Source organism: Streptomyces platensis, assembly GCF_008704855.1.
GTDB classification, from domain to species: domain Bacteria; phylum Actinomycetota; class Actinomycetes; order Streptomycetales; family Streptomycetaceae; genus Streptomyces; species Streptomyces platensis.
Window position 1 is genome coordinate 2,093,218 of record NZ_CP023691.1, and the last position, 19,594, is coordinate 2,112,811.

General features: G+C 70.6%; 22 protein-coding genes. 9 read left to right on the top strand and 13 right to left on the bottom strand.

All coding sequences use genetic code 11. The features are described from left to right. Window positions 1-98 precede the first annotated feature (98 nt). The 4 genes from CP981_RS09040 to CP981_RS09050 form a co-directional block, all read right to left on the bottom strand. Entirely contained in the window at window positions 99-617 is a 519-nt protein-coding gene (locus CP981_RS09040; RefSeq protein ID WP_085927215.1) for a SixA phosphatase family protein, read from the bottom strand. Between the two features lie 107 nt (window positions 618-724). Beyond that, a complete protein-coding gene (locus CP981_RS09045; RefSeq protein ID WP_085927216.1) occupies window positions 725-937 on the bottom strand; it encodes a hypothetical protein in 213 nt (70 codons plus the stop codon). A 235-nt stretch (window positions 938-1,172) separates the two neighbouring features. After that, complete coding sequence (locus CP981_RS39140) at window positions 1,173-1,289, bottom strand: SGM_5486 family transporter-associated protein (protein ID WP_251085181.1); 117 nt, start codon at window positions 1,287-1,289, stop codon at window positions 1,173-1,175. Window positions 1,290-1,305: 16 nt separating this feature from the next. Then, window positions 1,306-2,625: a CynX/NimT family MFS transporter gene (locus CP981_RS09050; RefSeq protein WP_085927217.1), complete on the bottom strand. Its 1,320-nt coding sequence runs from the start codon at window positions 2,623-2,625 to the stop codon at window positions 1,306-1,308. Window positions 2,626-2,769: 144 nt separating this feature from the next. On the opposite strand from CP981_RS09050, the gene CP981_RS09055 reads away from it, so the two are divergent. Continuing rightward, window positions 2,770-3,450, top strand: a complete 681-nt coding sequence (locus CP981_RS09055; RefSeq protein WP_085927218.1) for a FadR/GntR family transcriptional regulator — start codon at window positions 2,770-2,772, stop codon at window positions 3,448-3,450. 317 nt (window positions 3,451-3,767) lie between these two features. On the opposite strand, the gene fabI is transcribed toward CP981_RS09055, so the two are convergent. Together fabI and fabG are read right to left on the bottom strand one after the other, a co-directional pair. After that, on the bottom strand, window positions 3,768-4,538 hold the full coding sequence (gene fabI / locus CP981_RS09060) for an enoyl-ACP reductase FabI (protein WP_085927219.1): 771 nt from the start codon (window positions 4,536-4,538) through the stop codon (window positions 3,768-3,770). Between the two features lie 5 nt (window positions 4,539-4,543). Beyond that, window positions 4,544-5,248, bottom strand: a complete 705-nt coding sequence (gene fabG, locus CP981_RS09065) for a 3-oxoacyl-[acyl-carrier-protein] reductase (RefSeq protein ID WP_042161552.1) — start codon at window positions 5,246-5,248, stop codon at window positions 4,544-4,546. Window positions 5,249-5,533: 285 nt separating this feature from the next. On the opposite strand from fabG, the gene CP981_RS09070 reads away from it, so the two are divergent. Beyond that, window positions 5,534-7,066 carry a TldD/PmbA family protein gene (locus CP981_RS09070; protein WP_085927220.1) on the top strand — a complete coding sequence of 511 codons (1,533 nt, stop codon included), beginning with the start codon at window positions 5,534-5,536 and terminating at the stop codon, window positions 7,064-7,066. Between the two features lie 169 nt (window positions 7,067-7,235). Here the strand turns inward: CP981_RS09070 and CP981_RS09075 are convergent, their stop codons facing one another. Genes CP981_RS09075 through CP981_RS09085 form a run of 3 tightly spaced genes read right to left on the bottom strand, consistent with a single transcriptional unit; the run spans window position 7,236 to window position 9,146 of the window. Beyond that, the gene (locus CP981_RS09075; RefSeq protein ID WP_085927221.1) at window positions 7,236-7,655 is read right to left on the bottom strand and encodes an arsenate reductase ArsC; all 420 of its coding nucleotides are present in this window, start codon (window positions 7,653-7,655) and stop codon (window positions 7,236-7,238) included. After that, complete coding sequence (gene arsB / locus CP981_RS09080; protein ID WP_085927222.1) at window positions 7,648-8,748, bottom strand: ACR3 family arsenite efflux transporter; 1,101 nt, start codon at window positions 8,746-8,748, stop codon at window positions 7,648-7,650. The genes CP981_RS09075 and arsB overlap by 8 nt, the downstream gene beginning before the upstream one ends. Further along, entirely contained in the window at window positions 8,739-9,146 is a 408-nt protein-coding gene (locus CP981_RS09085) for an ArsR/SmtB family transcription factor (protein ID WP_085927223.1), read from the bottom strand. Before CP981_RS09085 ends, arsB begins: the two co-directional genes overlap by 10 nt. Window positions 9,147-9,225: 79 nt before the next feature. On the opposite strand from CP981_RS09085, the gene CP981_RS09090 reads away from it, so the two are divergent. The 3 genes from CP981_RS09090 (at window position 9,226) to tyrS (ending at window position 12,876) form a co-directional block, all read left to right on the top strand. After that, entirely contained in the window at window positions 9,226-9,699 is a 474-nt protein-coding gene (locus tag CP981_RS09090; protein WP_085927224.1) for an ArsI/CadI family heavy metal resistance metalloenzyme, read from the top strand. A gap of 209 nt (window positions 9,700-9,908) precedes the next feature. After that, window positions 9,909-11,348 carry a metallopeptidase TldD-related protein gene (locus CP981_RS09095; protein WP_085927225.1) on the top strand — a complete coding sequence of 480 codons (1,440 nt, stop codon included), beginning with the start codon at window positions 9,909-9,911 and terminating at the stop codon, window positions 11,346-11,348. A gap of 124 nt (window positions 11,349-11,472) precedes the next feature. Further along, window positions 11,473-12,876: a tyrosine--tRNA ligase gene (gene tyrS / locus CP981_RS09100; RefSeq protein WP_085927226.1), complete on the top strand. Its 1,404-nt coding sequence runs from the start codon at window positions 11,473-11,475 to the stop codon at window positions 12,874-12,876. A gap of 104 nt (window positions 12,877-12,980) precedes the next feature. Here the strand turns inward: tyrS and CP981_RS09105 are convergent, their stop codons facing one another. Next, window positions 12,981-13,259 (bottom strand): GlsB/YeaQ/YmgE family stress response membrane protein, encoded by a 279-nt coding sequence (locus CP981_RS09105; RefSeq protein ID WP_085927227.1) that lies wholly within the window; start codon window positions 13,257-13,259, stop codon window positions 12,981-12,983. Window positions 13,260-13,481: 222 nt separating this feature from the next. Between CP981_RS09105 and CP981_RS09110 the strand changes: the two genes are divergently transcribed. Both CP981_RS09110 and CP981_RS09115 read left to right on the top strand, forming a co-directional pair. Continuing rightward, window positions 13,482-13,856: a DUF3099 domain-containing protein gene (locus CP981_RS09110; RefSeq protein WP_085927228.1), complete on the top strand. Its 375-nt coding sequence runs from the start codon at window positions 13,482-13,484 to the stop codon at window positions 13,854-13,856. A 229-nt stretch (window positions 13,857-14,085) separates the two neighbouring features. Continuing rightward, window positions 14,086-14,331: a hypothetical protein gene (locus CP981_RS09115; RefSeq protein WP_085927229.1), complete on the top strand. Its 246-nt coding sequence runs from the start codon at window positions 14,086-14,088 to the stop codon at window positions 14,329-14,331. Between the two features lie 12 nt (window positions 14,332-14,343). On the opposite strand, the gene moaA is transcribed toward CP981_RS09115, so the two are convergent. The 3 genes from moaA to CP981_RS09130 all read right to left on the bottom strand — a co-directional run bounded on the left by moaA (window position 14,344) and on the right by CP981_RS09130 (window position 17,497). Further along, a complete protein-coding gene (gene moaA, locus CP981_RS09120; RefSeq protein ID WP_085927230.1) occupies window positions 14,344-15,333 on the bottom strand; it encodes a GTP 3',8-cyclase MoaA in 990 nt (329 codons plus the stop codon). Between the two features lie 185 nt (window positions 15,334-15,518). Continuing rightward, entirely contained in the window at window positions 15,519-17,156 is a 1,638-nt protein-coding gene (locus CP981_RS09125; RefSeq protein ID WP_085927231.1) for a solute symporter family protein, read from the bottom strand. Continuing rightward, window positions 17,153-17,497, bottom strand: a complete 345-nt coding sequence (locus tag CP981_RS09130) for a DUF485 domain-containing protein (protein ID WP_085927232.1) — start codon at window positions 17,495-17,497, stop codon at window positions 17,153-17,155. The genes CP981_RS09125 and CP981_RS09130 overlap by 4 nt, the downstream gene beginning before the upstream one ends. Window positions 17,498-17,716: 219 nt before the next feature. Here CP981_RS09130 and CP981_RS09135 point away from each other — a divergent pair, with 219 nt between their 5' ends. Together CP981_RS09135 and CP981_RS09140 are read left to right on the top strand one after the other, a co-directional pair. After that, window positions 17,717-17,914, top strand: a complete 198-nt coding sequence (locus CP981_RS09135) for a hypothetical protein (RefSeq protein ID WP_085927233.1) — start codon at window positions 17,717-17,719, stop codon at window positions 17,912-17,914. Between the two features lie 155 nt (window positions 17,915-18,069). After that, on the top strand, window positions 18,070-19,584 hold the full coding sequence (locus CP981_RS09140) for a S8 family serine peptidase (RefSeq protein WP_085927234.1): 1,515 nt from the start codon (window positions 18,070-18,072) through the stop codon (window positions 19,582-19,584). Window positions 19,585-19,594: the final 10 nt, after the last annotated feature.

Sequence of the window (19,594 nt, forward strand, 5' to 3'; positions counted from 1 at the left end):
CCGTCCTCGCACATCCGAGGGCCCCGGCAGAAACCTCTCTGCCGGGGCCCTCGCCGTCTCCGCTCCCCGCACGCACCGGGCGTGCGCAGGCGCCTGGATCAGTCGTGCGGTGTCCAGTACGCGACCAGTCGTCCGACGCCGTGCTCGACGGACTTCCAGGAGCCGTTGAAGGTCAGCACGGCCACCGAGGCGGTCGGGAAGCCGCTGCGGTTCATCCGCGGCAGCAGATCGCCCTCGGCCTCGCCGGAGAGTGCGTCCGCGAGGGCGTGCACACCGGGGTTGTGCCCGACCAGCATCAGGTCGTTCACCTCGTCGGAGGTCTCGTTCAGCAGCGCGATGAGCTCGCCGAGGGAGGCTTCGTAGATCCGCTCCTCATAGACGGTCTTGGGGCGCTGCGGGAGTTCATGGACGGCGAGCTTCCATGTCTCGCGGGTCCGCACTGACGTCGAGCACAGGGTCAGATCTGGGGTGATCCCGGCTCCGGCCAGCCAGCGGCCGGCGACCGGGGCATCCGTGCGGCCGCGGCCGGCGAGCGGACGCTCATGGTCGCTGCTGTCCGACCATTCGGCCTTGGCGTGTCGGAGGAGGACAATCCGGCGGGGTGTATCGGCGCTCATGCGTCCCAGCTTCGCACGAAAGGCGGCGCGGGGCGCGGGGTGTTGAAGCGCTCGTTCCGCCGGGTGGGACGCGGGCACGGCTGATCATCACGCAGCGCCGCGCGTGATCACCATGGGGCACCGTGCAGCAGCTGGGCCAGGATTCGCAGCAGCGGAGCCAGGCCCTGCCGGGCGCTCGCGGCGCTCGCCTCGGGGGAGCCCACGACGAGCGCCAGCAGGGCTATGAAGGAGACCACCGGCAGGGCCAGCGCCCACCACGGCAGCCGCGTCCGCAGGCGGGACGCGCCGGGCGCGGATGACCGGCGGAACACGGCGGACATGCGGATCGCCTCCGAGGTGCGTCGACGGGCGGCGCGACCGCGGACCGCGGCGCACCCACCGCTGTCTGGCGGTGTACTTCGACGCTACGGATCACCGGCGGCCGTTCCTACCCGGGAAGCCACCCACTTGCCCCTGATGCCCGTCCCCTAGGGGACGGTGGGGCCTTCCCCCGGGCCCGCGGGATCCGGTCCCTGGCCGGGCCTCGTTCCGACCCCGGTCCGGCCTGGGCAGGCACTACGGCGCGACGACGCTCGCGATGATCGCGACGACGACGGTCACGCCGAGCATGGCGCCCAGGACGAGGAGCAGCTTCTTCTGTCCGCCCTGCGGATTCGGTTCGAGCACTGGCATGGCCCCAGTGTCGCACTCACGCCTCGTCCTCGATCCGCCGGTCCCGGCCGGCCAGCACACCCACCGCGATCTGCGGCACCATGAGCCCGGCCATCAGGGCGATCGGCAGCCCCCAGCCGCCGCTGTGCTGGTAGAGCGTGCCGACCAGCAGCGGCCCCGGGATGGAGATCAGATAGCCGACGCTCTGGACGAAGGCCGAGAGCTTGACGACGCCGGCGGAGCTGGTCGAGCGCATCCCGATCATCGTCAGGGCCAGCGGGAAGGCGCAGTTGGAGATGCCCATCAGCAGCGCCCAGGCCCAGGCGCCGGCGGCCGGTGCCAGCCACAGTCCGGCGTAACCGGCCAGACCGCAGAGGCCGAGCAGCACCGCGAGCGGACCCTGATGCCGCATCCGGGTCGCGAGCCGGGGCAGGACGAAGGAGAGCGGCACGCCCATCGCCATGGTGACGGCGAGCAGCACCCCCGCGGTACCGGCCGAGACCCCGGCGTCGCGGAAGATCTGCGGCATCCAGCCCATGGTGATGTACGCGGCGGTGGCCTGGAGACCGAAGAAGACGGCCAGCGCCCAGGCGGTCGGCGACGCGGTGATCCGCACCGGGGTTTCCACGGGCCGGGCCGTGGTGGCGCCGGCCGGTCCGGCGGTGGCCCGGCGCTGCCGGACGACCACGAGCCAGGGCAGTACGGCGACCGCGGCGAGCGCCGCCCACACCGCCAGGCCGGTCCGCCAACTGCCGCCCAGCGCCCCGGTCATGGGGACGGTGAGCGCCGCGGCGAGCGAGGTGCCCAGGGCCAGCGCCATGGAGTAGAGCCCGGTCATCGGGCCGACCCGGCTCGGGAACCAGCTCTTGATGACGACCGGCATCAGGACATTGCTGACCGCGATACCGGCCAGGGCGAGCGCGCTGGCGGCGAGGAAGCCGCCGGTGCCGCCGGCGTACGGGCGCACCGCGACGCCCACGGTGATCGCGACCATGCCGGTGCAGACGACTGCGCCGGGCCCCCAGCGCCTGGCCAGCCGGGGTGCGGCGATACCGAAGGCGGCGAAGCACAGGGCGGGGACGGAGGTCAGCAGCCCGGCGACGGTGCCGCTCATGCCGAGGCCGTCGCGGACCTCTTCCAGGAGGGCGCCGAGGCTGGTGATGGCCGGGCGGAGGTTGAGCGCGGCGAGGACGAGACCGGCGATCACGAGGCGCGGCAGCCAGCGGGCGGCCGGCCCGGCCGCGGGGGCCGTTCCGGGGCCCGGCTGCGGGTGTTCCGGGCCGTCGGCCGGCTGGTCGGTGGAGGTCGTACGGGGCCCGGCGGCGGGGCCGAGGGTCGCGAGGTCGTCATCTGCCATAGACCCATCATAGAATCATGGGATGAATCCTTGTCCAACCGATGCCGATAGCCTCGGCTGTCCCGGGCGGCGCCGGGAGCCGACAGGGTCCGGCGGGCGCCGCACCGCCGCCGTCCGTCCGCCCCTTTCCCCCGGAGCGCAGCCATGCCTCTGACCTCGCCCCGCCGGTCCGCGCTGGCGGACCAGGTGATCGCGCAGCTGCGCGCCCAGATCACGTCCGGCGAGTGGCCGATGGGATCCCGTATCCCGACCGAACCGGAACTCGTCGAGCAGCTCGGGGTGGCCCGCAACACCGTCCGTGAGGCCGTCCGGGCGCTGGCCCACAACGGGCTGCTGGACATCCGCCAGGGTTCGGGCACCTATGTGGTCGCCACCAGTGAGCTCGCCGGGGTGATGAACCGCCGGTTCGCGGCCGCCGAGCCCGGTCACGTCGCCGAGCTGCGCAGCGCCCTGGAGACGTCGGCCGCCCGGCTCGCCGCCGAGCGCCGTACCGCACAGGACCTGCGGCAGCTCGACGCCCTGCTGGACCGGCGCGAGCGGGCCTGGGAATCCGGTGCGGCGGAGGCCTTCGTGGAGGCGGACGCGAACCTGCACATGGCGATCGTGTCGGCCTCCCACAACGAGGTGCTGGCTGAGATCTACGCCGATCTAGGGGGCGTGCTGCGGGACTTCCTGCGGGCCGACGTGGGCGAGGAGCTGCGGCCCGAGGCGCATATGGACCATGCCCGGCTGGTGGAAGCGATCCGCGCGGGCGACGCCGACCGGGCCGCCGCCGAGGCGAGCGCGCACCCCTTCGGCTGCCGGCTGACCGTACCGGGGTCCTGACGGGACCGTTGCGGGGCCCTGAGAGGGGTCGAACGGTTCCCGTAGGGGATGCCGGCGCCCCCTGCGGGACCACAACGGGGCAGGCGGGGGCGGTATTCCCGTGGCGCCGCGAGGCACCACGAGGCACCGCGCACCGCGAAGCGCCGCGCACCGCGAGGCACCCAGGGCACCCCGCGGCGTCCCCGGCGCGCCTGGCACCCCGTGGCGCCCCGGGCACCCGCGACGTCCCCCGGCACACCCCGGCCTCCCCCCACACACAAATGCGTACTGCCCGCCCCGGCACACCGGGGCGGGCAGTACGGAGGAAACGCGGGGCGTCAGGCGCCCATCATGTGCACGCCGCCGTCGACGTGCACGATCTCGCCCGTCGTCCGCGGGAAGAAGTCGGACAGCATGCCGACGACACCACGGCCGGCCGGCTCCGGGTCGGCCAGGTCCCAGCCGATCGGGGCGCGGTGGTTCCACACGTCCGCCAGCTCCTCGAAGCCGGGGATGGACTTGGCGGCCATCGACTTGATCGGGCCGGCCGAGACCAGGTTGCAGCGGATGTTCTTGGAGCCCAGGTCACGCGCCAGGTAGCGGTTGGTGCTCTCCAGCGCCGCCTTGGCCACGCCCATCCAGTCGTACTTCGGCCAGGCGATCTGCGCGTCGAAGGTGAGGCCGACGACCGCGCCGCCGTGCTCCATGAGCGGCAGGCAGGCCATCGTCAGCGACTTGTAGGAGTACGCCGAGACCTGGACCGCGGTGCCCACGTCGGACCACTCGGCCTCCAGGAAGTTGAAGGCGCCCTGCGGGCCGAAGGCGATGGAGTGCACGATGCCGTCGAGGCGGGCGCCCTCACCCTGGTGCTCACGGATCTTGTCGGCCAGGCCGTCCAGGTGCTCCTGGTTGGTGACGTCCAGCTCGATGACCGGGGCGGGCTTGGGCAGCCGCTTGGCGATCCGCTCCACGAGGGAGAGCCGGCCGAAGCCGGTGAGGATGACCTCGGCGCCCTCGTTCTGGGCGACCTTGGCCGCCTGGAACGCGATCGACGACTCGGTCAGGACACCCGTGACGAGGATGCGCTTGCCTGCGAGGATTCCACTCATGCTGATCAGTGACCCATGCCCAATCCGCCGTCGACAGGAATGACGGCTCCGGTGATGTACGCGGCCTCGTCGGAGGCCAGGAAGCGGACCGAGGCGGCGATCTCCTCGGGCTGCGCATACCGCGCGAGCGGTACCTGCTTGACGATGCCCTCCCGCTGCTCATCGGTGAGCACCCGGGTCATGTCGGTGTCGACGAAGCCGGGGGCGACGACGTTGACGGTGATGTTGCGGCTGCCCAGCTCCCGGGCGAGCGAGCGGGCGAAGCCCACCAGGCCGGCCTTGGAGGCGGCGTAGTTCGCCTGGCCCGGCGCGCCCATCAGGCCCACCACGGACGAGATCAGCACGACCCGGCCCTTGCGGGCCCGCAGCATCGCCCGGTTGGCGCGCTTGACCACCCGGAACGTGCCGGTGAGGTTGGTCTCCAGGACCGAGGTGAAGTCCTCCTCGGACATCCGCATCAGCAGCTGGTCACGGGTGACGCCGGCGTTGGCCACCAGGACCTCGACCGGACCCTGCTTCTCCTCGATCTCCTTGTACGCCTGCTCGACCTGCTCATTGTCCGTGATGTCGCACTTCACGGCCAAAAATCCCGCGGGGGGCTCGCCCGAGCGGTAGGTGATGGCGACCTTGTCGCCTGCCTCGGCGAAGGCACGGGCAATGGCGAGGCCGATGCCGCGGTTACCTCCGGTGACCAGAACCGAGCGGCTCAAGAGATCACCCTTTCCGTTTCCTGTCCGTCCAGCGTTTCGATACGAAACTATCGGTCACGGGGCCCTTCCGGGGAATCGAGCACGGACAGGCGCGTGCGCCGGTCCCTGTCGGGTCTCCACAGAACCACGGCCAATCCCCTCCCGCGGCGGCTCCCGCCGACTGTGTCGCACCGGCCCCGGGACCCGCGCCACCCCGGCCGACGGCACGGCGCCGCACGCCGGTGCGCTCTGGGCCGCGGGCCCGCCACAGGGCATGATGCAGGCGCCGACCACGGGAGGAATTCCTTGCCTGCACCCCATGCCGTTGACGAGACATTCCTGGCGCTGCCGCGGCACGCGCTGGCCGATGCCGCGCTGGCCCGCGCCCGCGCGCTGGGCGCCGACCACGCGGACTTCCGCCTGGAACGGATCCGCAGCGCGTCCTGGCGGCTGCGGGACGCCCGTACGTCCGGGACCTCGGACACCACCGACCTCGGGTACGCGGTGCGGGTGGTGCACGGCGGGGCCTGGGGGTTCGCGTCCGGGGTGGATCTGACGATGGACGCGGCGGCGCGAGTGGCCGCGCAGGCGGTGGCGATGGCGAAGCTGTCGGCGAAGGTGATCCGGGCCGCGGGCTCGGACGAGCGGGTCGAGCTGGCGGCGGAGCCCACGCATCCGGACCGCACCTGGGTCTCCTCGTACGAGATCAACCCCTTCGATGTCCCGGACACCGACAAGACCGGGCTGCTGGCGGAGTGGAGCGCGCGGCTGCTGGCCGCCGAGGGCGTGGCCCACGCGGACGCCTCGCTGCTGACCGTCCAGGAGAACAAGTTCTACGCCGACACCGCGGGCACCAGCACCACCCAGCAGCGGGTACGGCTGCATCCGCAGCTCACCGCGGTCGCGGTGGACCCGGCGAGCGGCGACTTCGACTCGATGCGCACCCTGGCCCCGCCGGTCGGGCGCGGCTGGGAATATCTGACCGGCGGCCACTACGACTGGGACGGCGAGCTGGCCCGTATCCCGGAGCACCTCGCCGAGAAGATGCACGCACCGACCGTCGAGGCCGGCGCGTACGACCTGGTGGTGGATCCGTCCAACCTCTGGCTGACGATCCATGAGTCGATCGGACACGCCACCGAACTGGACCGGGCGCTGGGCTACGAGGCGGCGTACGCGGGAACCTCGTTCGCCACTTTCGACCAGCTCGGGAAGCTGGCGTACGGCTCCGCGCTGATGAATGTGACGGGCGACCGGACCGCCGAGCACGGGCTCGCCACGATCGGCTACGACGACGAGGGGGTGGCCGCCCAGTCCTGGGACCTGATCAAGGACGGCACCCTGGTCGGCTACCAACTCGACCGCAGAATCGCCGAGTTGACGGGCTTCCCGCGCTCCAACGGCTGCGCCTACGCGGACTCCCCCGGCCATGTACCGGTCCAGCGGATGGCGAATGTCTCGCTGCAGCCGGCGGCCGACGGACCGTCCACGGAGGAGCTGATCTCCGGGGTGGACCGCGGCATCTATGTCGTCGGCGACCGCTCGTGGTCCATCGACATGCAGCGGTACAACTTCCAGTTCACCCAGCAACGGGCCTACGCGATCCGGAACGGCCGTTTGTGCGGGCAGCTGCGGGACGTCGCCTATCAGGCGACCACCACCGACTTCTGGGGCTCGATGACCGCGGTCGGCGGCCCGCAGACCTATGTACTGGGCGGCGCCTTCAACTGCGGCAAGGCCCAGCCGGGCCAGGTCGCCGCCGTCTCGCACGGCTGCCCGTCAGCGCTCTTCGAGGGCGTGAACATTCTGAACACGACGCAGGAGGCCGGTCGCTCGTGAGCCCCTGGCCGAGCTGGTTCCGCCCGTTCTGCCTCCCCTGACACGCTCGGGCAGCGCGACGGGTTCCGTCCCCGCCGCGCTGCCCGGACGAGCAAGAGGAGGTGGCGAGCGTGCGCGGAAAGCGTCATCTGCCGTACCCCATGGCCGGTAGGGCGACATCGAGCAGAGGTCACTTCCCTTCGACGGTGGCGATTTCGTCGATCAGTCCCCGGACACGCTCTTCGATCTTGTTGCGGATCGGCCGGACGGCCTCGATCCCCTGGCCGGCGGGATCGGGCAACTGCCAGTCGAGGTATCGCTTCCCCGGGAACACGGGACAGCTGTCCCCGCAGCCCATCGTGATCACCACGTCGGACGCCTCAACGGCCGCAACGGTGAGGACCTTGGGTGTCTCGGCCGAGATGTCGATGCCCACCTCCGCCATCGCCGCCACGACGGAGGGGTTGACGGTTTCCGCCGGAGCGGACCCGGCCGATCGCACCTGTACCCGGTCGCCCGCGAGGTGAGCGAGGAAGGCTGCCGCCATCTGGGAGCGGCCGGCGTTGTGGACGCAGACGAACAGCACGGACGGCGGGGCCGTGTCAGACATGGACGGTGTCCTCCTGGGGCGCGGGAGCGGGAGAGGTGAAGAAGCGCCGAGCCCACAGCGCGACGTAGACGAGGCCGATCAGGACCGGTACCTCGATGAGGGGGCCGACCACTCCGGCGAGTGCTTGTCCCGACGATGCGCCGAACGTGGCGATGGCGACGGCGATGGCCAGCTCGAAGTTGTTGCCCGCCGCGGTGAAAGCGAGCGTCGTGGCGCGTGAGTAGTTCAGGCCGACAGCGCGTCCGAGCGCCATGGAGCCGACCCACATCACGGCGAAGTAGACGAGCAGCGGGAGCGCGATGCGGGCGACATCGAGCGGCTGCGAGGCAATCGCGTCACCTTGCAGCGCGAACAGCACCACGATGGTGAACAGGAGGCCGTACAGGGCAAATGGGCCGACCCTCGGCAGCAGCTCGGACTCATACCAGTCACGGCCCTTGGCGCGTTCGCCGAACCGCCGAGTGAGGTATCCGGCGGCGAGCGGGATACCGAGGAAGATCAGAACGCTGCGGGCGATCTGCCACACGGACACATCCAGACCCGCCTGTTGCAGCCCCAGCCAACCGGGGAGCACGGAGAGGTAGAACCACCCGAGGGCCGAGAACGCGATCACCTGGAAGACCGAGTTCAGCGCGACCAGAACGGCGGCGGCCTCGCGATCCCCGCAGGCGAGGTCGTTCCAGATGATCACCATGGCAATGCAGCGGGCCAGGCCGACGATGATCAAACCCGTGCGGTACTCGGGCAGGTCCGGCAGGAACAGCCACGCCAGCGCGAACATGATGACCGGGCCGGCGACCCAGTTCAGCAGCAGCGACGGCAGCAGCAGGCGCCGGTCCCGGGTCACGGTGTCGAGCCGGTCGTAACGCACCTTGGCCAGGACCGGGTACATCATCACCAGCAGTCCCAGCGCGATCGGCAGCGAAACCCCGGTCACCGTGACGTCGGCCAGAACATCCCCGAGGCCGGGCACCAGGCGCCCCAGGCCGAGGCCCACCACCATCGCGGCGAGAATCCACACCGCGAGGTACCGGTCCAGGAAGGAGAGACGGCCGGCGACGCCGGGCTGCGGCGTCGCGGCGCTCACGGGCATCCTCCGGCTGATCCGGCGCGGGAGGGAAGGGGCTCGCCTGCGGGGCGCGTCAGGATGCCGGCCAGGCGGTCGGTCATCTCCGGCAGCAGCCGGTAGTAGACCCAGGTGCCGCGTCGCTCGCAGTCGATGAGACCGGCCTGCCGCAGCAGCTTGAGGTGATGAGAGATCGTCGGTTGCGACAGGTCGAAGGCGGGTGTGAGGTCGCAGACGCAGATCTCACCGCCGGCCCGTGAGGCGATCAGCGACAGCAGCCGCAGCCGCACCGGGTCACCGAGCGCCTTGAACACCTTCGCCAGTTCCCCGGCCTGCCCCTCATCGAGGGGCGCCGTCAGGATGCCCGGGCAGCACGCGTTCACCGCGCCGTCCCGCTCCAGCACCTCAAGCTCTTGTTTCGACATTCTTCTATGTTGACGTCTTTCGATCCAAGAGGCAACCTTGAATTGATAGAACTCAATGCAGCCAGCTGGGAGGCGTACCATGTCCCGTGCACAGCTCGCCCTGCGCGTCAGCGACCTCGAAGCGTCGATCACCTTCTACTCGAAGCTGTTCGGCACCGAACCGGCCAAGCGACGCGAGGGCTACGCCAACTTCGCCCTCGCAGAGCCGCCGCTCAAGCTCGTACTGATCGAGGGCGAACCCGGACAGGAAACCCGCCTCGATCACCTCGGCGTGGAAGTCGACTCCACAGACCGGGTGACAGCCGCGACGACCCGCCTCAAGAACGCCGGCCTCGCCACATTCGAGGAGAACGACACCTCGTGCTGCTACGCCCTCCAGGACAAGGTGTGGGTGCATGGCCCCGGCAAAGAGCCGTGGGAGGTCTACGTCGTCAAGGCCGACGCCGACACACTGGGCGCGAGCACCGACCCGGCACGTGCCGGCGGTGACGGATGCTGCGCCGGCACCCACGAGGAGCCGGCCTCTGCCGGAGCGTGCGGATGCGGAAGCTGACCGGAGCAGCACCTGCACTGTGCCGGCCGCGGCCGGTCCGGGAACCCGTGAGGCCGATCGCCCTCTACAGCAGCGCGCCCCCCGCTCGATAAGCTCTCCTCCCCCGGTCGACACCACATCATCACCAGACCCCACCACGGATCCGGCCGGGGGTCCGGGGGCTGTCCCCCGGAATGGCACTGTCTCAACACGACGCAGGAGGCCGGTCGATGAGCACCCGCAGGTCGCGTAGGAATACGCCGCACGAGGTCGTCGAGCGGGCGCTGGAGCTTTCGCGGGCCGACGGCTGTGTGGTCATCGCGGATGAGCACTCCAGCGCGAATCTGCGGTGGGCGGGTAATGCGCTCACGACCAATGGCGTCACCCGGGGGCGCACCCTGACGGTGGTGGCGACCGTGGACGGCGGGCAGGGCGCGGCGTCGGGTGTCGTCTCGCGCTCGGCGGTGACCGCGGACGACCTGGAACCGCTGGTGCGGGCCGCCGAGGCGGCTGCCCGGGAGGCCGGGCCCGCCGAGGACGCGCAGCCGCTGGTCGGCGGAGAGAAGGCGTCCGCCGACTTCACGGAGGCGCCCGCCGAGACCTCCTCGGAGGTGTTCGCGGGGTTCGCGCCGGCGCTCGGTGAGTCCTTCCGGCAGGCCCGCTCCGGCGGCCGGGAGCTGTACGGCTTCGCCCACCACGAGGTCGTCTCGTCGTATCTGGGCACCTCGACCGGGCTCCGGCTGCGGCACGACCAGCCCACCGGGACGCTGGAGCTGAACGCCAAGTCACCGGACCGCAGCCGCTCGGCCTGGACCGGCCGGGCGACCCGTGACTTCACCGATGTCGACCCGCGGGAGCTGGACGGCGAGCTGAGCCGGCGGCTGGGCTGGGCCGGGCGGCGCATCGAGCTGCCGGCCGGGCGGTACGAGACGCTGCTGCCGCCGACCGCCGTCGCCGACCTGCTGATCTACCAGATGTGGTCGTCGGGGGCCCGGGACGCCGCCGAGGGCCGCACGGTCTTCTCCCGGCCGGGCAACGGCGACGGGGAGGCGCGGCCGGGGGCGGGCACCCGGCTGGGTGAGCGGCTCAGTGAGCTGCCGCTGACGCTGCGCAGCGACCCGGGGGCGCCGGGTCTGGAGTGCGCGCCGTTCGTCCTGGCGCACTCCTCCGGCGACGATGCCTCGGTCTTCGACAACGGGCTGCCGCTGACCGCCACCGACTGGATTCGTGACGGGGTCCTCCACCGGCTGCCGACCACCCGGCACAGTGCCGGGCTGACCGGCCTCCCGGTGGCGCCGGGCATCGACAACCTCCTTCTGGAGGGCGGTGGTTCGCGCTCGCTGGACGAGATGGTGGCGGCCGCCGGCCATGACGGTCCCGCGCTGCTGCTGACCTGCCTGTGGTACATCCGCGAGGTGGACCCGGCGACGCTGCTGCTGACCGGGCTGACCCGGGACGGGGTCTATCTGGTCGAGAACGGCGAGGTGGTCGGCGAGGTCAACAACTTCCGGTTCAACGAGTCGCCGGTGGATCTGCTGTCCCGGGCGGTGGAGGCGGGCCGTACGGAGCGGACGCTGCCGCGCGAGTGGGGCGACTACTTCACCCGGGCGGCGATGCCGGCGCTGCGGATCCCGGACTTCAACATGAGTTCGGTGAGCCGGGGCGTGTGACGCGGGGCGTGCGCCCGGCCCGTCGTGGCGGGCCGGGCGGGCGGACGGCGCGGGAGTGTCGTACGGGGCGAATAGACTGTCCGCTTGTCCTCCCCTCGGGGAACCACGATCGATCAGGAACGCCATGACACGCCTCGGCGAATCCGTCGCCCGCGCCAGCACTCTGCTCTCCGCCGACCTCTCCTCGGACGCCACGGTCCAGGAGCTGCTCAAGGAGACGGGCGCGCGGCGCTATCTGGATCTGACGGACCTGCCCGCCAAGGAGCAGGCCGAGCTGATCGCGGCCCGTACGGTCGAGGTTCTGCCGGGCGTGGAGAAGCTGGCCGAGCGGATCGAGGAGCGCCGGGCGGCCGGCCAGGGTCTGCACATCAAGCTGGGCATCGACCCGACGGCGACCGATGTGCACCTCGGGCATGCGGTCCCGCTGATCATCCTGAGCCGGTTCCAGCGGCTGGGCCATGACGTCACCCTGATCATCGGTGACTTCACCGCCAAGATCGGCGACCCGTCGGGCCGTACGGCCGAGCGTCCGCCGCTGACCGACGCGGACATCGCGCAGAACCTCGCCACGTACCGCGAACAGGTCCGCCCCTTCTTCGACTTCGAGAAGGTCAGCTTCCGGCAGAACAGCGAGTGGCTGGCGCCGTACACCTTCCCCGAGCTGCTCGCGCTGCTCGCGCAGGTGCCGGCCTCGCAGCTGCTCCAGCGCGAGGACTTCCGCAACCGGCTGGCGGCCGGGTCCGGTCTGACCATGACGGAGCTGCTGTACCCCATCGCGCAGGGCCTGGACTCGGTGGCGCTGGAGTGCGATGTGGAGCTGGGCGGCTCCGACCAGCTGCTGAATCTTCAGATGGGCCGCAAGCTGATGGAGCTGCGCGGGCAGCGGCCGCAGCTGGTCGTGACCATGCCGCTGATCGAGGGCACCGACGGCACCGGCGCCAAGATGTCCAAGTCCAAGGGCAATTACGTCGGGCTGAACGCGCCCGCCGACGATGTCTTCGGCAAGATCATGTCGGTGCCGGACCGGCTGATGGAGCCGTACCTGAAGGCCTGGACGGAGTGGACCGACGAGGAGATCGCGCTCGTCCTGGGCCGGGTCGCGGACCGCTCGATGCACCCGATGGACCTCAAGAAGGTGCTGGCGGGCGAGGTCGTGACGGCGCTGTACGGGATCGACGCGGCGATGGCCGCGCGGGCCGGTTTCGTGGCGCAGTTCTCCAAGAAGTCGTTCTCCGATGTGGAGTCGCTGCCGTCCGTGGATGTCGCGGCGCACGGCGCGGAGACGGTGGCGGCGGTGCTGACGACGGTGCTGGAGTTCACCCCGAGCGCCTCGGCGGCGCGCCGGCTGGCCAAGCAGAACGCGCTGCGGCTGGTCGTGGAGGGCGAGAGCGGCCAGCAGGCCGTGGTGCTGGCGGAGGCCGACGCGGCCCGCCCGCTGGGCGAGGTGCTGGCCGAGAAGCTGGCGGACTCCCCCGGCGTCGCGTACCTGAAGGCGGGCCGGAAGCTGGCCCAGCTCGAAGGGCGCTGAGACGGCAGACGTACGGGCGGCCTGTGCGCGGAGTGCGCGCCGGCCGCCCGTGGCGTATGAGGGCGATGTCGTTCGGATCAGCCCGTACCGATCCTCGACACCCCCTAAGCCACGTGTTTCCTGCGGCTCCGCATGGAGACCCAGAGACGGTCGCCGAGGGCGACGACGAGGACCGCGCCGGCCAGCTGGAGCAGATGCCGGATCCAGTCGATGCCACGGGTCTCGTTGACCCCCAGGCCGGTGGCCGCCCAGTTGCCGAGCACGCTGCCCAGCATTCCGAAGATCACGGTCAGCCAGAGCGGGATCTGCTGCTTGCCCGGGATGATGGCCTTCGCGATCAGGCCCAGTACCAGGCCCACGATGATGGCCCACAACCACGTCATGTCGACTCCTCCTGCGGCGCGGTGCAGATGACGGTCGCTCCGTCAGTGTCGCCCCGCTTCTTCTACGGCGCACGCCGGAGCCGGTGGTACGCACGGTGGCCCGGCCGATCCGGGCGAAGCGTGGCACGACCCGGTCTCGAAGGCGGCGCAGTCGCGGCGTACCGTGGAAACCGACCGGATACCGGGGAGAATCCGGCATGACTGACCAGGTGGTGGAGCGTGATGCGGAAGCAGAGCAGCGGCCAGACCTTCCGGATCACGGGGGCCCGGCAGGGGTTGTCCGAGGATGTCCGCGGGCGGCAGCGCCGGTATGTGATCTCGATGGCGGTGCGCACGGTGGCCGTGGTGCTGACCGTCGTGCTGTGGAACATTGAGCGGCCGGTGGCCATCGCGACGTTGGTGCTGGGCCTGGCGCTCCCCTATATCGCGGTCGTCATCGCCAACGCGGGCCGGGAGAACGCGCCTTCGCTGCCGAAGACGTTCGTCGCGGGCCCGACCAGGACGATGCTGCCGCCGGGTGCCTCCGACACCCCCGCGGAGTCCGTTCCGGAGCGTCCGGCGGCGGGCGCTTCCGGGCCGCAACACGACCCCAGCTGATCATCTCGCGGTCTGCAAAGCTCAAGAAAAGCTCAGATCAATCATGGAGTTCCGGTGCACGCGGCACCATCCCCCGTGACATACTGCGTACGCGCTCCGCATCCCCCGTCGGAGCGACAGACCGACGCCGGGCGGCTCCCCCCGTGGCTGCCCGGCGTCGTCATGTTCGCAGGGCCGAGGGCGGGATCGCCGGGCCGGGGCCGTGGGCCCAGGACGTAGGGTTGAGGCCGTGAACTCCCCAAATCCCCAGGACTCCGCCGACAGCGCCGTCATCTGCTCCGCGAAGGGCTGCCGCGCCGCGGCCGTATGGGTGCTGGCCTGGAACAACCCGAAGCTGCACACGCCGGACCGGCGCAAGACCTGGCTGGCGTGCGAGGAACACCGGGAGCATCTGTCGCAGTTCCTCGGGGTGCGCGGCTTTCTGAAGGATGTCGTGACGCTCGCGGAGTGGGAGGCGTCGGCCGCCGGTCGCTGAGGCCGGACCGGCTCAGCCGCCGATCGCGGACATCGGGCGCTCCGGCTGGAGGAACGACGGGTCGTCGAGACCGGAGCCCGCCTTCTTGCCCCACATCGCGGTCTGCCATATCCGCGCGATCTCATCATCGGGGGCGTCGGAGCGCAGGGCACCGCGCAGGTCCGTCTCCTCGGTGGCGAACAGGCACGTACGGACCTGGCCGTCGGCGGTCAGTCGCGTACGGTCGCAGGCCCGGCAGAACGGGCGGGTGACCGAGGCGATCACTCCGACGCGGTGCGGGCCGCCGTCGACGAGCCAGCGCTCGGCGGGCGCGGAGCCACGCTCCTCCTGGTCCTCGGGGGTGAGCGTGAAGCGCGTACGCAGCGAGGTGAGGATGTCGCCTGCGGTGATCATGCCGTCGCGCTTCCAGCCGTGCTGGGCGTCCAGCGGCATCTGCTCGATGAAGCGGAGCTCGTAGTCATGGGCGATCGCCCAGGCCAGCAGGTCGGGGGCCTCGTCGTCATTGAGGCCCGGCATCAAAACGGCGTTGACCTTGACCGGTGTCAGACCGGCGTCGCGGGCCGCCTCCAGACCGCGGAGGACGTCGTCGTGCCGCTTGCGGCGGGTCATGGCCTGGAAGACTTCCGGCCGGAGGGTGTCGAGGGAGACATTGACGCGGTCCAGGCCGGCGTCGCGGAGGGCGGCGGCGGTGCGCTGGAGGCCGATGCCATTGGTGGTCAGCGACATCTGGGGGCGCGGGTCGAGGGCGGCGACGCGCTCGACGATGCCGGTCAGGCCGGGGCGGAGCAGCGGCTCACCGCCGGTGAAGCGGACCTCGTCGATGCCCAGGTCGCGCACCGCGATGGTGATCAGCCGGACGATCTCGTCGTCGGTGAGCAGATCGGGCTTGGCCAGCCACTGAAGGCCCTCCTCCGGCATGCAGTACGTGCACCGCAAATTGCACCGGTCGGTGAGCGAAACGCGCAGGTCGGTGGCCACGCGGCCGAAAGTGTCGATGAGCACTGGGCCCCCTCCCCAAGAGTGATGGCTCGGTACTTCTCCTTCGGTGGATCAGTACGTCTTCGAGCCTACGCGATGGGTGTGACAGCGAGCAGAGATGAGAAGCACGAGGTGGGCGGAGGTGATGTCGTAGATCTCTACGACACCACCCCCGCCCGGCCCTGTGCGGACGCCTCAGCCGGGCCGCGTCAGTGCGCGCCGGTCCCGGTCAGCGAGCGGACCTCCAGCTCGGCGTACTTCTGGGCGTCCGGCTCCTCCTTCGACAGCAGCGATCCCAGCCAGCCGAGCAGGAAGCCGAGCGGGATGGAGATCAGCCCCGGGTTCTCCAGCGGGAAGAAGCCGAAGTCCGCGCCGGGGAACATCGAGGTCTCCTTGCCGGAGACGACCGGGGAGAAGAGCACCAGGAAGACGGAGGAGGCGAGACCTCCGTAGATGGACCACAGCGCGCCCTGGGTGGTGAAGCGCTTCCAGAACAGGCTGTACAGGAGCGTCGGAAGGTTGGCGGAGGCGGCGACCGCGAAGGCGAGCGCCACCAGACCGGCGACGTTCAGGCCGCGGGCGAAGACGCCCAGGACGATGGCGACGGCACCGATGCCGACGGTCGCCCAGCGGGCCGCGCCGACCTCCTCCTTCTCGGTGGCCTTGCCCTTGCGGATCACGTTGACGTACAGGTCGTGGGCGAAGGACGAGGACGAGGCGAGGGTGAGGCCGGCGACCACCGCGAGGATGGTGGCGAAGGCGACGGCGGAGATGACGGCGAGGAGGATGGCGCCGCCGGTGGAGCCGGCGCCGCCGCCGATCGCCTCGGCGAGGAGCGGGGCCGCGGTGTTGCCCGCCTTGTTGGAGACGGTGATCGTCTCGGGCTTGATGAGGGCCGCGGCGCCGAAGCCCAGCGCGATGGTCATCAGGTAGAAGACGCCGATGATGCCGATCGCCCAGTTCACGGACTTCCGGGCGGCCTTGGCGGTGGGGACCGTGTAGAAGCGGATGAGGATGTGCGGCAGGCCCGCGGTGCCCAGGACGAGGGCGAGGCCCAGCGAGATGAAGTCGATCTTCGAGGTGGCGGTGGCCCCGTACTTGAGGCCGGGCTCCAGGAAGGCGGAGCCCTTGCCGCTGTTCTCCGCGGCGGCGCCGAGCAGGTCGGAGAGGTTGAAGTGGAACTTGAGCGCCACCAGGAAGGTGATCAGCAGGGTGCCGGCGATCAGCAGCACGGCCTTGACCATCTGCACCCAGGTGGTGCCCTTCATACCGCCGATGGTGACGTAGAGGATCATCACGATGCCGACGAGGACGACCACCAGGATCTTGCCCGCCTCGCTGGTGATGCCCAGGAGCAGGGTGACCAGGGCGCCCGCGCCGGCCATCTGGGCGAGCAGATAGAAGATCGAGACGACGATGGTGGAGGTGCCGGCGGCCGTCCGGACCGGGCGCTGACGCATCCGGTAGGCGAGGACGTCGCCCATGGTGAACCGGCCGGAGTTGCGCAGCGGTTCGGCGACCAGGAGCAGCGCGACGAGCCAGGCGACGAGGAAGCCGATGGAGTAGAGGAAGCCGTCGTAGCCGAAGAGGGCGATGGCGCCGGCGATGCCGAGGAAGGACGCGGCGGACATGTAGTCGCCGGAGATGGCCAGGCCGTTCTGGAATCCGCTGAACTGCCGGCCACCGGCGTAGAAGTCCTCCGTGCCCTTGGTCTGCCGTCCCGCCCAGACCGTGATGCCGAGGGTGGCGGCGACGAAGACCGCGAAGAGGGTGATGATCAGGGCGCGGTGCTCGCCCGCGCCGCCGGCCGCGAGCTGCTGCGCGAGCGGCTGCTGGGTGAGGTTCATGCGTCGCCCTCCAGGCGGGACTTGATGGCCTCGGCCTTCGGGTCGAGCTTGGCGGCGGCGTGCCGGGAGTACCACCAGGCGATGAGGAAGGTCGTCACGAACTGGGCGATGCCGAGGACGAAGGCGACGTTGAGGTGGCCGGCGACCTTGGTGGCCATGAAGCCGCCGGCGTAGCTCGACAGCAGCACGTAGGCGAGGTACCAGAGCACGAAGGCGACGGTGAGCGGGAAGGCGAACGAGCGGTGTGCGCGGCGGAGTTCATCGAATTCCGCGCTCGACTGCACCTGGAGGTAGTCGGGCGGCTCATGCGTCCCCGGGTCGAGGGTCGGTGCGGCGCTCACGGGATCTCCTGACGCGAAGGGGCGGGTTTCCCAGGGACCGGTCCGGGATCTGCGCGGGAGCACCCCGCCGGTCATAAGGCTTATATAAGTGATCCGGATCACGCATCGTAGAGGCGTGGCACACGATCCGACAGGGGGGCGTTGGTTGAATCCCAGAAGAAACCGGGGGAATGCCCGCGCCGACCGCCACCGCGCGCGGGGCGCTTCGTTGAGCCCGGTGTGAATCCGCCGCCCCAGCAGGCCCCGCAGCCACCCGCTCCCCGTCGGCGCCCGTACGGCAGCGTCCGGCTGCCGGCGCCGCTCACCGTCACCCCGCCGCAGCCCCGCCCGGGGACCGCCGCGGTCGCCCGCCGCTGGTACGGCCCGCGGATCGCGCTGCCCCCGCTGAGCATCACGACCTTGCGGCGTCACGGCTGACACCCTGTCAATTCCGGCCTCTTGTCAGGTTTTCGCCCTGCTTTTTTCCCTTTTCCATTGCTGTCCGCGAGTGATCGCCGATAACTTCACGCTCATTGCACCCGCCCGTGCGCAAATCCGCGCCCGGGCGGTCTCACGGATGATGTGGAGTATCCATGGCGCATCCCCGCTCAAGACGCATGCGGGCGCTGGCCGTACCGCTCGGACTGGCCCTGACGGCGTCGCTCGGTTTCCTGCCGAACGCGGCCACCGCCGCACCGCAGGACTCCGCCCCGGCCGCAGCGGCCTCGGCCGACGGCCCGCTGCTCTCGTACGTCGTGAACACCACGCCCGGCCACACCGCGGTCGGCAAGGTCAAGAAGGCGATAGCCCAGGCCGGCGGGAAGGTGATCGTCGCCCATGAGCAGATAGGCGTGATCGTCGTCCACTCGGCCGACCCGCAGTTCGCCGCCACCGTGCGGACGGTGCCGGGCGTGCAGTCGGCGGGCGCGACCCGTACCGCGCCGCTCAAGGCACAGGGCACCACCGACATCGGCAAGCCGCAGAAGATCGACCTGCCGAAGTCCCAGCTCAAGGCGGCCGGCCAGGCAGCGAAGGCCAATGGCGAGGAGCCGCTGGAACCGCTTCAGTGGGACCTGCCCGCCATCAAGGCCGACAAGGCCGCGAAGGTGAACCCGGGCAGCAAGAACGTCACCGTCGCCATCATCGACACCGGTGTGGACGACACCCACCCCGATCTGAAGGCCAACTTCTCCGCGAAGCAGTCCGCCAACTGCGTGGGCGGCGTGGCCGACACCTCCAAGGGCTCCTGGCGGCCCTGGAACCCGGACGAGGACTACCACGGCACCCATGTCGCGGGCACGATCGCCGCGGCCCGTAACGGCGTCGGTGTGTCGGGGGTCGCCCCGGGCGTGAAGATCTCCGCCCTCAAGGTCAGCGAGCCGGAGACGAGCCTCTTCTACGCCGAGAGCGTGGTCTGCGCCTTCGTCTTCGCGGCCGACCACGGCGTCGAGGTCACCAACAACAGCTACTACGTCGACCCGTGGATGTTCAACTGCAAGAACGACGCCGACCAGGCCGCCATCATCGACGCGGTCGGCCGGGCGGCGAGCTACGCGCAGCGCAAGGGCGCGATCAATGTCGCGGCGGCGGGCAACTCCGGTATGGACCTGGGGGCCGCCCAGCTCACCGATAGCTCCAGCCCGAACGACACCACCCCCGTCGAGCGCAAGGTCACCCCGAAGACCTGCTGGGACGTGCCCACCCAGCTGCCGGGCACGGTGACGGTCGCGGCGAGCGGTGTGCAGAAGCTCAAGTCGTACTACTCGAACTACGGCCTCAACCAGATCGATGTGGCCGCGCCGGGCGGTGACTCGAAGCAGGTGCCCGAGCTGCCCGCCAAGAACGGCAACATCCTCTCCACCATGCCGGGCGGCGACTGGGCCTACCTGGCCGGTACCTCCATGGCGAGCCCGCATGTCGCGGGTGTCGCGGCGCTGCTCAAGAGCGCCCACCCGAAGGCGAGCCCGCAGGAGATCCAGTGGCTCCTCAAGAAGCAGGCGGACAACCCCGGCTGCCCCACGGGTGACACCACCTGCACCGGCACCAAGCATGTCAACAGCCACTTCGGCTACGGCATCGTCGATGCGCTGGACGCGGTGAAGAAGTAACTCATGTGCC